The sequence below is a fragment of the Acholeplasma equirhinis genome (assembly GCF_017052655.1).
In the GTDB taxonomy this organism is placed as follows: domain Bacteria; phylum Bacillota_I; class Bacilli_A; order Acholeplasmatales; family Acholeplasmataceae; genus Acholeplasma; species Acholeplasma equirhinis.
Genome location: NZ_JAFIDC010000001.1, coordinates 920,639 through 937,477 on the forward strand (window position 1 = coordinate 920,639; position 16,839 = coordinate 937,477).

9 protein-coding genes are annotated in these 16,839 nt (G+C 33.0%); 2 read left to right on the forward strand and 7 right to left on the reverse strand.

Annotated elements, in window-relative coordinates:
* Positions 1-30: 30 nt before the first annotated feature.
* From JV173_RS04340 to JV173_RS04355, 4 genes are read right to left on the reverse strand one after another with little or no spacing between them, the layout of a single operon-like run.
* Positions 31-2,157 carry a type 2 periplasmic-binding domain-containing protein gene (locus JV173_RS04340; RefSeq protein ID WP_205735065.1) on the reverse strand — a complete coding sequence of 709 codons (2,127 nt, stop codon included), beginning with the start codon at positions 2,155-2,157 and terminating at the stop codon, positions 31-33.
* A gap of 31 nt (positions 2,158-2,188) precedes the next feature.
* Positions 2,189-3,058, reverse strand: coding sequence for a carbohydrate ABC transporter permease (locus JV173_RS04345; RefSeq protein ID WP_205735066.1), 870 nt, complete (start codon positions 3,056-3,058; stop codon positions 2,189-2,191).
* 12 nt (positions 3,059-3,070) lie between these two features.
* A complete protein-coding gene (locus tag JV173_RS04350) occupies positions 3,071-4,159 on the reverse strand; it encodes an ABC transporter permease (protein ID WP_205735067.1) in 1,089 nt (362 codons plus the stop codon).
* Positions 4,156-4,713: a hypothetical protein gene (locus tag JV173_RS04355; RefSeq protein WP_205735068.1), complete on the reverse strand. Its 558-nt coding sequence runs from the start codon at positions 4,711-4,713 to the stop codon at positions 4,156-4,158. The genes JV173_RS04350 and JV173_RS04355 overlap by 4 nt, the downstream gene beginning before the upstream one ends.
* 89 nt (positions 4,714-4,802) lie before the next feature.
* Here JV173_RS04355 and JV173_RS04360 point away from each other — a divergent pair, with 89 nt between their 5' ends.
* Positions 4,803-5,681, forward strand: coding sequence for a pectinesterase family protein (locus tag JV173_RS04360; protein WP_205735069.1), 879 nt, complete (start codon positions 4,803-4,805; stop codon positions 5,679-5,681).
* 259 nt (positions 5,682-5,940) lie between these two features.
* On the opposite strand, the gene JV173_RS04365 is transcribed toward JV173_RS04360, so the two are convergent.
* Complete coding sequence (locus tag JV173_RS04365; RefSeq protein ID WP_205735070.1) at positions 5,941-7,335, reverse strand: MATE family efflux transporter; 1,395 nt, start codon at positions 7,333-7,335, stop codon at positions 5,941-5,943.
* A gap of 58 nt (positions 7,336-7,393) precedes the next feature.
* Positions 7,394-10,801: an immunoglobulin-like domain-containing protein gene (locus JV173_RS04370; protein WP_205735071.1), complete on the reverse strand. Its 3,408-nt coding sequence runs from the start codon at positions 10,799-10,801 to the stop codon at positions 7,394-7,396.
* Between the two features lie 158 nt (positions 10,802-10,959).
* Between JV173_RS04370 and JV173_RS04375 the strand changes: the two genes are divergently transcribed.
* Positions 10,960-12,093 carry a glycoside hydrolase family 88/105 protein gene (locus JV173_RS04375; protein ID WP_205735072.1) on the forward strand — a complete coding sequence of 378 codons (1,134 nt, stop codon included), beginning with the start codon at positions 10,960-10,962 and terminating at the stop codon, positions 12,091-12,093.
* A gap of 17 nt (positions 12,094-12,110) precedes the next feature.
* On the opposite strand, the gene JV173_RS04380 is transcribed toward JV173_RS04375, so the two are convergent.
* Positions 12,111-16,826: an InlB B-repeat-containing protein gene (locus tag JV173_RS04380; protein ID WP_205735073.1), complete on the reverse strand. Its 4,716-nt coding sequence runs from the start codon at positions 16,824-16,826 to the stop codon at positions 12,111-12,113.
* Positions 16,827-16,839 lie beyond the last annotated feature (13 nt).

Sequence of the window (16,839 nt, forward strand, 5' to 3'; positions counted from 1 at the left end):
CACCATACATACCAATTAATTTATAAAATGTTATTCGCCTTTAGAACGTGCAAATGCTGCTCTAACAGCTGCTAAATAAGAAGTTTGATAATTTTCAGTTGCAAGTAACGCTTTATAGTCTGCTGCAGAAATGCCGTTGTTATTTCCTGAGAAGCCATTAATCATTAATGCTAATAATTTACCATCTGCAGTGTGATCTCTAAATGTTGAGTTTTGACGTGCAGTGATTTCAAGTTGAGTATAAGGTAAGAATGTTGGTACTAATTCGCCCCATTTACCTAATGAAGCAGCATTTTGGTGACCTGCAAGTTTTAACACACCTGCTTGAACGGCTGTATTAATTCTTTCAATACCCTTAATACCATCTTCTGTTAATGTTTGATATTCAAGACCCAAAGAACGAACGTGTCCGATTGGCATTGTAGCACCCATGTACCAGCGTAGGTAGTTAATATGGTTACCAGCTGCTAATGTGTTAATTTCACCATTAGGACCTAAAACTTGAGTTTGGTGTAATTGATAAACTTGTTCACCATTGTAATCAAGAATAGTTCCGCTTCTCCATTCTTGTGGACCATAAAGATGAATATTACCGATTGAATCAGCTTCACTGTAATCATACATACCATCAACGATAGCAAGTGCTCTTAATAAAACTGCTTCATCTTTATCCATAATAGACATTGGGATACCCCAAGCTTCATTCTTAACAGAACGGTTAGATTCTGAGAAGTGGAAATATTTACCATCGCCTAACCAGTCAACAACTGGAGGTAAGATTGCTTGGAATTCCATATCTGGATCTTTTAATTTACCACCTTGTTCAATTAAACCAGTTGTTGTTGATGATGCATTATAATCATAAGTCATGAAACCAAAACGACCATAGTCTCCATCACCAGTTAATAATTCTTGACGAAGGTTAGTTGTTGTAAAACCTTCAACGTTTGGAATTAAACCATCTGTCACTAAGTTAGAAAGATTGTTTACTGAATCTATAAATTTATCGACGTCTTTACCTGCACGTACATCATTGATTTGTCCATCTTCATCAATGTACATCCATTCGTTTCTTGAAGATGCACCACGAAGACCAAACATTTCAAGTCCACGGAACATTTGACGTACACGTGCACCAGATTTTTCACGTGGGAAATACATTTCAATTGATTTAACAGAGTTATTTTGAACTTGTCTTAAAATGTATTTTGGATTCGCATCGATAACATACATTAATGCTACTAGTTCATCTGTATCATAAGATGCATCAGTTCCAACAAAGATGTCTGATAGCTTAGTATAACCATGGCCTGAACCATAAGTTTGATTAATGTATGAACGGAAAGTATCGGCTAATTTTTTACCATTTGTAACCATTACTTCATCCTTTTTTTCTAGTGTCGCACGTAATAAATTGATTACATTAGAAGTTCTTGTTTTAGCAACTACTCTTGTAGATGCATCTGGGTTAGCAACAGTTACGTTATAAGAAGCTGTAGCTGGTGTAACAGGTTGATAATTTATTCCCATTACATAATCATCAGTATCAAATGCATCTGTGTTAGCTGCATCTAAAATATCTTTAACCCAGTCAACACGCACCATGAACATATGTTCAAGTTCGTTAATACCGTCAAAGTAAGGTGTGAAGTAAATACCACCATCACCTGAAGTTAATGATTGTTTAACTGCTGGGTTAGCATCAAAGAATGCACTAAGATTAGGCATTTTATCTAAATATTTGCCTAAATCTACGAATGAACCATTGACACCTGCATCCCCTATTAATGCACCTGTACCATTGATTAAGTCGATACCTTCAAAACCTTCAGCTTGCATTTTTTCGAATTGGTCAGCTGTTGAAGTATGGTTTGAAGTTGCCTTGTCAACGAAAGTGGTGTTTGTTAATTCACCAATCTTTTCCCATACTGGTAATAAACTACCTTTAGTATAAGTTTTACCAGGTTTCATGACAGGCGAATATGTACTTTCTCTTTGGTAGCTAATACTATATAACTGTCCAGAAGTTGAATAGTTAATAGCAACATTTAACTCTACTTGTTGTGAAAAGTCTGGCTCAAATGGTGCTGGTTGATCACAAGCAACAAGTACGAATGCAGCCAAAGCGACTGCGAATAATGAAAACAATTTTTTCATTATATAAATCTCCTTCTTTTTTTTATTTTTTCTATTCTTTAACTCCACCAACATTAACACCTCTTGCAAAATACTTCTGCAAGTATGGATATATAATGATGATAGGTATAACAGACAAGACGATAGCTGCATAAGCAAGCGATCTTAATGAGTAAGGATAGTTAAATCCAGTTTCCGTGTCCCCAGATTCTTGTACAATTGCTCGAAGGACAACTTGGAGTGGGTGTTCGTTTGTATTTGCAACTAATATTCTGTTCCAGAAATACCCATTCCATCTAGATAGTGCATAGAACAATGTAACAGTTGCTATTGCACTCTTACTCATAGGAATGTAGATAGTTGTTAAGAGTTGTAACTCATTCGCACCATCTACAATCGCTGCTTCTTCAATTTCTTTCGAAATACCTTGGAAATAATTTCTTAAAAGGATGATATTAAATGCTTGTACCCCAAATCCGTAAATAATACCCCAACGGTTAGATACCAGCAAGTCTTTATAATTGTAGTACGTTGGAATTAACCCAGCTGAGAACCACATTGTAAAGACAATAAAGAAAGCAATTTGACGTTTGAATAATAAATTTGATTTAGCAAGTGCATAGCCTGCAAAGATTGAAACTCCCATCGAGAATAATGTTCCATAGAAGGTATAAAACAATGTGTTTGTATAACTTCTCCATAATGCAACCCCACGATTTGGATCTTCAAAGAATGCTTTAACAGCTAAGAAATCAGGATCAACTGGCCAGAATACAACTGAACCCGAATCCATAGCAGTCTTAGAAGAAATTGCTGCAAAGACGGTATATAAGAACGGGTATAGTGTTGCGAGTGCAAATAACGTAACTAGGACATAAGCTAGTACTTTAAAGATAATTTCACTTGTATCTAATCTTTTCATAAGCTGCCTCCCCTAGAATAGTGATGTATCAGATACTCGGCGTGAAATGAAGTTTGCACCAAGCACTAAGAACATTGCAATAAATGAGTTAAATAAGTCAGCTGATGTAGAGAATGCTCTAATCAAATCATTCGGTACCGATAGTCCTGCGGATGATCCATAAACATTACCAAGTCTTAAGATGAATGTTGATAATACATCGGCTGTTTCAAGTACTGCATGTTGCTCATTTTCAGTCATTAAGATAATCTTTTCATATCCAACAGAAAGAATCGAACCAATTCTTAAAATTAACATGATCGTTAATGTTGGAGCCATACCAGGCAATGTAACATATCTAATTTGATCTAGTTTATTCGCACCATCAATTCTTGCTGCTTCATAACTTGTAGGTGAAATACTCATAATGGCTGCAAAATAGACAATAGAGCCATAACCTGCACCTTCCCAAATATCAGAAAGAATATAGACGGATCTAAAATATGCTGCACTTCCTAAGATATTTGTTTCCGGAGGTACTAAACCTAAACTTGTTAACATACCGTTAATAATACCTGGTTTAATAAATGCATCTGCTTGTTCAGGTCTTAACATCAAGAATAATAATGATGTAATAACAACTGTTGAAATAAATTTAGGTAAATACGATAGTATTTGAGTGATTGATCGATAACCATCACTCTTAATTTCAGAGAAAAGTAAAGCTAAGATAATTGGAATCGGGAAGCCAAATAAAAGTCCATACATACTAATTGTGAATGTATTTCTAAATGCCTTCCAGAAAAGTTGTGTGTATTCTTTTGATGAAAACATCAGTTCTCTTAAAGCATAAAACCCAACCCATGGTGATTGGAATGAATCCGTTGTAACATTTGGGTCATAACTCTTAAAAGCAACTAAGAGTTCCAGTATTGGTCGGTATCTAAAAAGGAGGAAATAAACCAATACTGGAATTAACATGACGAAAATTGGCCATTGTCTTTTTAAGGTTTGCCAGTATCTAGTGAGTTTAGTCTCTTCCATCACGAGATGGATAGATTCACCTCTTAAGGATTCTAGTTCTTTATATGAAATTATTTCTGGTTGCTTAGTTTCGTTCATAAGTAATCCTCTTCTTTTTGTTTAACTTGTTCAATTAATAAAGACTTCATATCCGTAATTAAATCTTTTTGAAGTGACATAATAATGATCACTAAAGTAGAAATAACTAAATTTGTTGTATGTCTAAATAGAATACCTAAATAAGAAAGATGTAATCCAAAAATTATACCGACTAACCATTCAACTGATAACATACATATGTATATCAGAATGAAACTTATTAAATGTCCTAACCAACTATTCATGAAATCATTTTTGAGATATTTAATCTTGAGCAATACAACGAGGAATATTGCATAAGATATAATGATCATGAATGGATAAGGTAGACCCTGAAAAATTTGGTTACTGTATAAAATAAGCTGTAAAATTAATGATATACCGTGTGTAACAAATCCAAATTTACCCCATCTATGATATACAAGATAAATAATTGCGAAACTTGGTACAATGAATACATTCTCAGTAAAATAATTTTCTACAGTTGAGGATGCAATCCATGAAGTTATTAAGTATGCTATGACATCAATTAATATTGCCCATATCGTGAGCATAAGGATATCCATCCACATGTAGCGTTTTATTGTCAATTTAAGTTTCTCCATTTATAATAAAATTAATAAAGGTTAAAAGAGGTCTATTCATGCAAATTCATCACATTAATCCATCCATGAAACTTCAAACACTTCTCGATAAACTAGATCCTAACATCTCACATACAATTTACTTAGCCCCTGGGTTATATCATGAGAAGATAAAACTATCAAATAACAACATTTCAATCATAGGTGAATCTAAAGATTCAACTTTGATTTCTTTTAATGATTATGCATATAAAATGCATGATGATGGTTTACTCTATAATACCTTTAGAACTTCCACCTTTTTAATCACTGGTTCCAACAATAAATTAGAACATTTAACAATCATGAATGATGCCGGTTATGGAGACCGAATTGGTCAAGCCATTGCATTATCCATATATGGTACGATGAATGAAGTTATTGACTGCAATATTATTGCCAATCAAGATACTTTATTTTTAGGTCCATTACCAATTGATTTAATTCATCGTTATCCACATATTTTAGATAAAGATCAACTACAATCTAATCCAACTAAGAATTTCTTTTTTCAAACTAAAATCACCGGTAATGTCGATTTTATCTTTGGAAGTGGAAATGCACTATTTGATTCATGCACCTTAGAATTTAACGGTGATGGTTATTTAGCTGCACCTTCAACTTATAAAAATGAAATCGGATTTGTCTTCTACCGTTCAAGAATTACATCCTTATCCGATGAATTCAAGATGATTCTTGCCCGTCCTTGGAGAGCCTTTGGAAAGACTACCTTTATTGATTGTACATTTGAAACTAAGATTGATCCTAGTCGTTATGATACTTGGGCGAAACCTGACTTCTACTTTTACGAACATCCCCATGTTGCTAATCCCTTAAGTCAAAAGGTTTCTTTTGAATTTCTGAAACAAATCGAAGATTTATTTGACAGAAAATTCTGATTTTGTCAAAATCGTCTATTATGTCGTACGCCGTTTGTAATACAAGGTTATTTTATCATATAGACTATTTAAATGTCAACGCTTACATACTATTTTTTCTAAGCGTCTAATAGGATAAACGAAAGGGTTATTATATATAATCCTTTTTTAATTACGTAGTAAGTTTTAATATTAAAAAAGAGCATATCTGTTTTTATAGAAAGATAAGCTCTTATGAATCAGTTTTATTTTTTAGTTTAAAATGCAGTTTATAAAATCTCTAATTTTGTAGTTTTAACAAGACGATTCTTTCATTTTCTTGTCGAATGAAAATAATTGTCATCGCAATTGTAATTATAGTCGTTAATGTATTTGAGAAAAACATTACAAATCCAACATGCCAATATGGACGTTCTGGAATAAATGTGTACATTAAGAACAATACTGGCAGTCTTAAGATGATCACGCGAATAATGTTAATCCAAAAGACAACTTTTGTTCGTTTGAATCCAATAAATAAACCACTCATGGCAGAGATCAATGCTGAATACACTAAAGAATACTGTTCAAAATTATAGGTTGTTTTAATGACTTCTACTTGTTCATCACTAAAATTACCTAATAATTTAATAATCCAATCTAAATTAATGTAACAGATGATGAGTCCAATTGTCGATACAATCAATGCATATAAAATTGTTATATAAAATGTTTTAATTGCTCTTTTTGGTTTATTAACACCTAAATTTTGAGATATGATTGTCATCTCGGTTTCATGGAATACATTTGCAACCGATGCAAAAAGTCCAAATATTCTAGAACAAATACCAAGTGCTGCAACAACATAATTATGATAAAGTAATGCAATACCATTAATAAAGACTTTACCCATATTAAACAAGAACTTACCTAAGAATATTGGAAATGCAAGTATGAGTATTGGTTTAATCAAAAAAAATTCAGGTTTAAAATCGTTTAAACTTACACTAATTGGATTCTTCTTTCTCATTGTAATGTAAATACCAATCATCATAAGTAATCCTTGTGCAATCATGCTTGAAATTGCAAGTTCAAATAAACCACCATTTAAGAACATAACCCAAATATATGAGAGAATCAATTTAACAATCATCACACCAAGATTTGCAAAAAGTATGATTTTTGTATTACCTTTAGCTTTTTCTAAACCAATAAAAACAGCGTTAAATGCAACCAACCCTGTTGTTGCCATTTGGATGATATAGTAATTTAGTCCACTTTGAATGATGTAATCATTCGCTCCAAACCCTCTTAATATAGGTTCTGCAAAAACAATCATAACACCGATTACAATTAATGAAACACTTAAAACTGATATCATCACTTGTCCAGCATTTTTACTTGCTTCTTTGAGTTTGTTTGCAGCATAATCTCTGGCAACAATAACAGATCCTGCAGATGCAATAGAGCCTCCAAATGCTGTGATTGCCATTCTAATTTCATCAATAAAGATAACTGATGTCACAAAGTTTGTATCCAGTCCTGATACTAGCCACAAGTCAATAAAAGCGTATAAATAATTAAACGCCTCATAAATTGCGAGTGGAATTGATAATGAAATTAATATTTTCCAAAGATTACCTTCTAAGATTAAATTTCTCTTCTTTTCATCTTTGAGTGATAGTTTTGAAGTCATAGTCACCTAATATAAAGGGTGCAAGTAATTTTCTTGCACCCTCTTTTAATTCAATCGGTTATTTTAAGTATGCAAGTCCATTTTCATCAATAGACCATTTGTCACTTGTTGCAATCGATGGTAGATTTGCGTTCCACCATGCTTCATTTACTTCAGATATAGATGCTAGGATATTTGCATTAATATTTAGACCTTTAGGTTTTCTATCTTCAAAGTCACTATCTGCTATAACGAAGTAATTAAATACTTGAGTCTTACCTGCATCTGGGTTACCAATGATGTAACCAAAGTAATCTGAGTATATTCCTGAAGCATCTGTTTGGAATGTAAAGTCAGCTTCAGCAAAGAAGTTTCTTGCTTGAATATAAGTTGTTGTATTATCTTCTTTACCCACTAAAATACCAAGATTATGACGACCTGTGATTTCTACACCGAGCATCACAATATTTTCAACATCCAAGTATGAACGAACACGACCAACTAATACACCAATCATATCTGATTGTTGATGTTCAATTCTAAGTCCATCAACGAAGATATCTTTCATGAAGAGTTTAGTATTTGGTTCGATACCACCTATTAAACCACCTGTGTATTTACTTTGTGGAACAGATGAAATAATATCTACATTTAAGATCTTAATACCCTCGTAATATGCCTCACCAGTTCTAACACGACCAAGTAATGCACCTCCATAATTTCTAGTTGTGATTAACTTAGAGTTTTGGATTGTGATATTTTCAAATCTTGCATAACCATATACATATGTTGCAAGAAGTCCACTGTCATCGCTCGCTTTAGTTTCTTTAAATGTTCCTGGATTTTCAGTATCCTCAGAATATATCGAATCTACTGTAAACTCAAAGTCATCAAGTACTAAGTTCTTAATCATACCACCATTAATGGTCATGAATAAACCACCACGCAACATTGTCTTCTTATAGTTATAGAGTTTATAACCATTACCATCAAAGATACCTGAAAAGACATTGGATGTAGATAATGCATCCATACGACCTTGTGAAAGATCGATATCATTCATTAAGATGTAGTATTTACCAATTGATGCGAAAGAGGTAATCATATCATTTAATTGTGCAACGGTAGAAATTTGTATGATTTGTTCATTTCTAATTTGTTTGACAACGAGTTCTGATTCCTTATTTTGGCGGACAGTATACATATAAACATATGATAAACGATTTGTTTCTACGTTAACTAGTTTTCCATATACGGATGTAATTTCAGTACTTTGTAAGTCTTCATGCACCTTAACTTGTTCTAAAGTTAAATTATTAGTGTTAGAAATTAAATAATAAAGTGTCCCTTCTGCTGTATAAACAGAATAATTAATATTAATTGTTGCATCAAACTCATCTGAGATTGATGATTCATAAATTTCATTTGGTCCTTCCGGATCATACACAATAACACTTTGGACATACACATATTCATCCCAATCATTATGCATATTCTTGAAGGTATAAATAACATCATACGTGCCTTCATTAGAAACATCTAATTGGCTCTTGTCAATTTCTAGTGTATAGTCTACATTTCTTTGATATTGAGGTCCACCAAGATAGAAATTAAATACTTGAGGGTTCTTCTCAACATAAGTTTCACCAAGTTCAAGTAAATCATCTTCTATTTCAATAGAATCTGGGTCAATACGATGACCTCTAACTGCAGTTGGAGAAATTGGATTTGATAGTAATTTTCTAATTTCTTGCCAGTTAAAATCAGGAATTTCACCTGGACCAACATAGTTATCTTCTAAAACTCTGCCTAACATTTCTGGTTCAACCATATAATTGTAGACTGCTCCATTACCTTCAGTATCTTTATATCGATATGGAATCTCTTGATAATTTCTTAAGAAGAATTCAATTCTTGGCATGTTGGTATTAGATTGTTTCCAAGGTGAGTATGGGTCACCATCTGGCTGACCTTCATATGATGAACCTTTATAGTAATTAATACCTTTAATTAAAATTGAATTAAGAACTTTATATCGACCAGTATACGCTGGATCCATAATATTATCTTGGTGTGTCTTAATTGGTTCGACCGTTTCAATTAATTTAGAGTTTTCAAATAATACAGCACCTTCTTCAGTGGGTACCATTGCTTGTGATGGCAATGATGTACCACTAGATGCAATCATTTGACGAATATTTTCAAGTTCTGTATTATCAATTAATACATTATAAACATGGACATCACCTTGTCTTAGGCGAGGTAATCTGTCTGCTAGGTTAAAGATGCGTAAATGATGCATGGTGATTGTAATTGTTTTAAATCCCATACCCATTGTTGTATTACCAAAGTTGAAACCCTTCTTTTGAGCTGATGTGTAACGGATAATTTGTTCCATTGACATACCCGCTTCTTTTCTTAACTTCACATAACGAGAATTAGAAATAGTTTTAGTTGGGTCATCCATGTAGTTTTCTTCTAACCATTCAATTTGATCTCTAATAAACTGATTTTCTACGAAATTCAAGTCTAAATAAGAAATTGTAAAGTTTGAAGTACCACCTTTAACGTCAACCAAACCATCGTATGATTGATCAAATTTCACATGGTCTATCCATAAACCATTGGTAGTTTCAACTGTAAAGTAGTCCCAGTCATTTTCATCATAATCTGCAGCAAGTCCGTCATCCCACTCCCAAATACCAGTAAAGTGAAGATTTCTAATGACAATATCTGATGATGTCTTAATAATGGATGTCAAATGAGAGATTTTTGCACCATATTCAGAATAAATCATTAAACTTGTACGGTCTTGAATAATCATTTGACCAACACCTTCTTCTTTTAGTGTTGGATGTAAAAGTGGTACGTTTGCATTCTGACGATAGAATGAGCCATCTGTATAATTTGAAATTTCTTGTTCAGTCTTACCAGCTTCTTCTAACTTCTTCATAACGTTTAAGAAGCCCATATTTAAATCGGCTGTAATTTTAATAATTTTAATTGACTTATTAGCAAGTGCATCTAAAAATTCAATTTCAGTTGTAACTTCAACCGCTTCCTGTCCATTACGGTTTGTTAAAACAATGGATGCATAACCATAATCCGAACGGTATGCGTTTAAGTCAAAGATCATGGAGTCAACCGGTTGTACAGAAACCGCATAACGATGTGACTTGTTTTTACCCTCTAATGTAACAACTGCCACCATTTCGACAGTAGTTGGTTGATCAGGACGTCTAACCTCACCTTGGTTTGTAATAACTTTTTGATTGGTTGAACGCCAAGCAATAGAAGCATCAGGAAATAACGCTGACTTATTTTTTAAACTTAAATTACTCATTGTTGATTCTGGTAACGCGATTTCCTCAAAGATAGCATCAAATGCCGCATCGCTTACTATTGGATCTCCACCATTGTCTTCACAGGCAATTAGGATTAATCCCAATAAAAATATCGAGAAAATTGCAAGAATTTTTTTATACATCTTTATCCTCCTACAATACTACTTATCGCACTTATTCTAACTTAGTATACATTTAATGTATATAGTAACTTTGCACATAAATGAAACTTCAATATGGTTAATTTAACCATTGTTAACATCACTTTATATCGTATAATAGATACGAAAGGATTGAAATTATGTATCCAAAAGTTGAACAATATATTAAATATCTTATTGAAAATTCAACCCCTGAAAAACCACTTTGGAATCAAGAGTTGCTTAGACAGGGTAAAGAAAATCGTTGGAATTATATTGATGGTTGCATCACTGCTTCTTTGATTGCATTATATCAAGCAACGAACGAAAAGTCTTATTTAGACTTTGTTAAATCATTTGTAGATTATTTTGTAAATCAAGACGGTACAATCAAAGGTTATAATCCACTACATTATTCAACAGATGATTTATCCCAATCAAGGATTCTTTTTGATTTATATGAAACAACACATGATGATAAATACAAAAAAGCAATCCATCATACTTATTTACAAGTAAAAACACATCCAAGAATCAAAACTGGAAACTTTTGGCATAAGAAAATATATCATGACCAGGTTTGGTTGGATGGGCTATACATGATGCAAGTTTTCTATACCAGATACGAGAAAACTTTTAATGACAAAAAAAACTATGATGATATTTTAAATCAATTCAAGAATGTCAGAAAATTGATGTTTGATGAGAAAAAGAAACTTTATTATCATGGTTATGATGAATCAAGAACACTTTTCTGGGCAAATAAAAAAACCGGTCTATCTGAAAACTTTTGGTTACGTGCCATTGGTTGGCTTGCTGCAGGATTAGTTGATGTTGCAACTTACATCGATGATCTATCAATTAAACAAGAATTATCTAGTCAATTAAAAGAACTTTTAGACGGTATATTAAAATATCAAGATAAAGAAACACATCTTTTCTACAACCTCGTTGACTTAAAAAATGTAGAGGGTAATTATCTTGAAACATCAGGTTCACTTCTTATTGCATACAGTATGCTTAAAGGGGCTAATGAAGGGATTCTTCCTGAAAAATACTACACTTATGGTTTACAAATTTTTGATACAATATACGATGAGAGATTTAAGTTGATTGATGGCCTCTATATTTTATCTGGAACTGTTTTAGTCTCTGGTTTAGGACCAGAGGATAATAAACGTCGAGATGGTTCAATTGAATATTATTTATCAGAACCTGTTGTAGACAATGAAGCAAAAGGCATTGGACCATTCATTATGGCTTATACAGAAATTAAAAGAAAAGCTACCAAGTAAATTTGGTAGCTTTTTTCTTATTGTTCAACTTCGATATAGAACACTGCAAGTTCACGGTTATTTCGTTTAATTGTATAAGTGCCTGCTTCTTCTAATGTGACTTCAATATATGCAATACCCTCTTCATTATAGTAAGTATCTAAGTCATAGATTACACCATTAATATCGAGTCTACCTTGAGTTTGAGTTGATCTAGTTTTTACAACAATAATTAATTTAGCGTTTGCAACAGTTGTTGTAAAAGTAATCGTTGCAGATGAATTTAATTTACCTGCAAGTGTTAAACTCTCACCAAATATAGTGAATGTACCAGCATTATTAACAAACGAATCACCTTGATAATTAAAGAAGTTATCGGTGTTTTCAGAAGTTTCTGGAATCCACTTATAAACATCACCAATCAAACTTGAATAAATGTCATAAGCTTCTTCAAGTATACTTCTCTTTTCAATGGTTAGGATAGAAAGTTGTTCTTGAGTAAAATCGATATATTGATTATAGAATGATGGAATTTGATATCCATTTTCTTTTGTAATATTTTCTAATACAAGTGAATCAATAAAATCAAGCACTAAGTGCGGTACTAATTTTTGATCTAGATCTTCTATACCATCAAATAGTTTATTTGAATTTGTCACTTGTAGTTTTTGTTGCTCTGTTAATGCATTATATTCTATTAAAGCTTCTTGATATTTTTGTCTAACATTTTCAATTTCTAAACGTTCATTGATACTGATTAAACTAAAATCTTCTAATTCTTCAATCACACCAATAACGAAATCTACTGCAAAGTTTAAGAATGCATTTTGTGCATTGGTTAGCATATTAAGATTTGTTACTAAATTTTTCACTTCAAGGATTGCTTCATTATATGCATTGTAAGCAGCACTAATTGCTGGTCCTGATGCTTCTGTCACAGTACCAATTGAATTAATCAAACTTTCAATGTATGCTTTACCTTTTGAAAGATATGTATTGTATGCAGCGGTAATTGGTTCTTCTGAAATAATCATTTTTTCACTTTGTGTGAGTGCATCATATAAATTTTTAGCATCCATAATGGCTTCTAAATGGCTTTGTTGATAGTTTATAGGGTTAGGTAGTGCTGCAATCGCATCACTTACTGCATTGATTCTAGCTTCACTTGCTGCACTACTATCAAGTGTAATTATAAAGCCACCTTTAGAGTCTTTTCCTTGGAATTGACCTTTTGATGCACCTCTAGCTTGACTTGCTTCAATGACATAAGTTCCCGGTTCAAGTTCTACAGTACCAGGTCCTTTAAGAATAGGTTCACCATAAATAGTAACAAGCACTGCAGGGATTTTTGTATCTGTTGTAATGAGTGTAATTTCTGCAGGGACTAAAATTGTAAAGATAATTAATGGATTACCTTTATTAATCTTAATTTCAGGTTGTGTCATACTTTCTGATATTAATACTGGTGTTTGATTATGAATCTTAACTTTTTCTGGTTCACTATAATTTCTAAATGCACCGGCATAAGCGTAAACTTCTGCTCTTGCAGTCACTGCATCTGTTAATCTTTCAACATCCGATCTTTGATTGATTGTATCGTAATAGAATACTTGTGGATTCGTATCAAAGTTTGGATATAGGTTATTAGAGCTTACAAGTTGTGTTCTTGATGTAACAACCGTTGCATCATCATCACCATACGTTGAATATTTAATATCGCCATATGATTTAATTGCACCTTGGTCAATCGTTGATGGATTCTTTGTACCTTGGAAGTAATTTGCTTCACTAAAGATATACGCATCCAGTCTTGGATTTTGTGCATAACTTGCTTCGTTTTGGTTATTGTCAGTTGTTTCAATGACATTATTATACATATGAACATTGGCTCTTCTTACAAGTGGAATTCTAGATGAATTATTACGCCATAAGTTATGATGCATTGTAATATGATATGTTTTATCTGTTGATGTTGCACCAATTAAGTTTGTTTTATGTGCACCATCAAAGACTGAATATGATATCGTTAAATATTCACCACGTTTGAAATCGGCTGATCCGTCTCCGTGTGCTTTATCTGATTCAGCAGGATTTGGATGGTAACCAGGTAAGAAAGTTAAGTTATGCAACCAACCACGACGGACCGGAATTTGATCGGTACCTTCCATACCAACTGCATCTTCAGGATTGTCTTTGAAAGTTAGATTTCTCACTTCAAATCCAATACCACGACCAGCTACTGAGGCCATAAAATGGAATCCCCAGCCATCAATTACTGCATCATCACCAATACCTTCTAATGTAATGTGGTTAGCGTTTTTCATACGAACCATATTACCATTATCACCTACTGAACCACCTTGTTGGGTTGAGTTGTATATCGTTGCCCCTTCAGGTACTGTTACTGTTCCGATAAATCTAATTACTATAGGTTTATTAAATGTTCCGATAGATTGTGCATATTGACTTGGATTGTAAGTATTTGAATTTTGGCTTTGATATTGGTTGTTATTTAATATCCAGCCTAAACCTACTTGACCAATACCAGGAATTGTAACTTGGTTTTTATTTTGTTCAGTAACATAGATAACAATCGCATCATCTTTTAATGTACCATCATCTTTATAACCACCAATACCTTCAGTGAAATTAAAGTGCGCATAACCAGATCTGTCATGACGTTCTGTAAATATTGGATTTGATTGAAGTGTTGAACCTGTAGATGTTATAATTTTTAATTCATAATGACCTTCTTTAAGTCCAACAACATCGACACGTGCTTTTGTCTCTGAAATTTTTCTTATTAACATAGCATCAACTGGTAACCAAGAATCTCCACCAACCTCACGATAGGTAACAGATGCTTCACTTGGATTTAAATCATTCCAAGTTGCGTAAATGGATTCAAAATAACTGCCAGATTCTAGTTGTGCTTGAGGATCATTCTCATCAACAAACAATGCGTAAAGAGATATATCTGATGTAATCATTGTTTGATTGAATCTATTAACAAAGTCTGGGTCTATAAACCATCCCATAAAGATATGACCTGCATATGTTGGAATTGGTAATACCACTTCTTCGTACTCATAAATTTCCCAAGCATGTGGACCTACAAGGATTCCCACACCTGGATTTAAACTAATTTCAAAAATAAATGCATCTCTATATTCAGAGATAATTTCCATGTTTGATGTGATTGGTGTTGATAAATCAAAGGCTTCACCATCTTTTAACCAACCTAAGAACACTTTACCTTCAATAAATTGAGGTTCAATAGATGGTAACACTTTACCATCTTTTACAAAATAAGATACACCATCAACTAATACTTCAAAGGTTTCGAGTTGTGCGTAATGTGCATAAAGTGTAATATCTTCAGTAATATATGTATCAAAATCAAATGGTACATATGAATCAGGGTCAACAGACCAACCTACAAAATCGACACCATCTTTCACAGGGTCTTCAGGTTTTGTAACAACTTGACCTTTTTCAACAAGTTTTGGTGAAATCTCAGTTCCACCTTTTGAATCAAAGGTTACAGTTTGATATTGGATTGCTGCTTGAGTTTCGTAAATACCAATAAAGAAGACACCAAACTCACGAGATACGCTTGAACCTCTCTCAATCTTATAAGTATCTGCTACTGCAAGTTCTAGTTCAATAACTACATATTGATCAACAAATGTCTGTGTAAATGTATTTACCTTAACGACAGATGAACCATCACCAAGTAAACTTGTACGACGACCTAATACTAAAACGAGCAGTAAGTTATCCGTTTCAGTTTCAAACTCAATGTAGCCTTTTGAATCAATCTTGTATCCTAAGGTAAATTCATTACCTTGGTATACATAACTTCCATAGACATCCATTGTGTCATTTGTATCATCAAAGATTAAGAAATCTGATGTTTTACCTTTTTGACTAAAGTCATGTTCATAAATTGTACCTTCTTCAAATACTTCTTCCCAACCTGCATAAAGTGTTAAATCACTTGTAGGTGTCATTTGGAAATCATATAGAGTGAGTAATTCAAGCTCAGTAAACCAACCCGAAAATACGTATCCTTCTTTTGTAGGATCTGAAGGTTCAATAAATTTCATACCTTCTTCAACTGTTTGTGAAGGTACATCACTACCACCATTTGAATCAAAAGTTAAAGTAAATGTTTCAACTTCAATAATGAATTCTTCCCATTTAGCAGTTAATGTAATATTTGCTGTGATTGGTGTTGAAAAATCAAATGGATCATCACCAAAAAACCAACCTAAAAATTCATAACCTGCTCTTGTTGGATCTGAAGGCTTATTGATAGTCTCACCTTCAGCAACAGTTTGAGAAGCCACTTGTGAGCCACCAATTGAATTAAAAGTCACAGTAAATTCAATTTCTGGTATAACGATTTTACTGATAATTACTTGAAATGACTTTGTTTCTTCTTGTAAATCGTTATAGTTAAAAAAGACAGTTACATCAACTGTGACATCTTCATTTTGTCTGTTTATTTGTCCATTAGGTTGTATGATTCCTTCTGGAAAGGTCGAAAAACTGATAGAAACTAGACCAATGCCATCTACCTCAACGGTAGATGGCACGTTTAATATATCATCATCTAATTCTTCATCGAGTTTAAATTGGTCTACATACGCTTCTAAGAGTGCTTGCTTGTCCACTGCTTCTTGTTCTTCACAAGCGAGTAAGACAATACTTGTTAGTATCAACAAGGCTGTAAATAAAATCTTTTTCATCGCAAACTCCTAG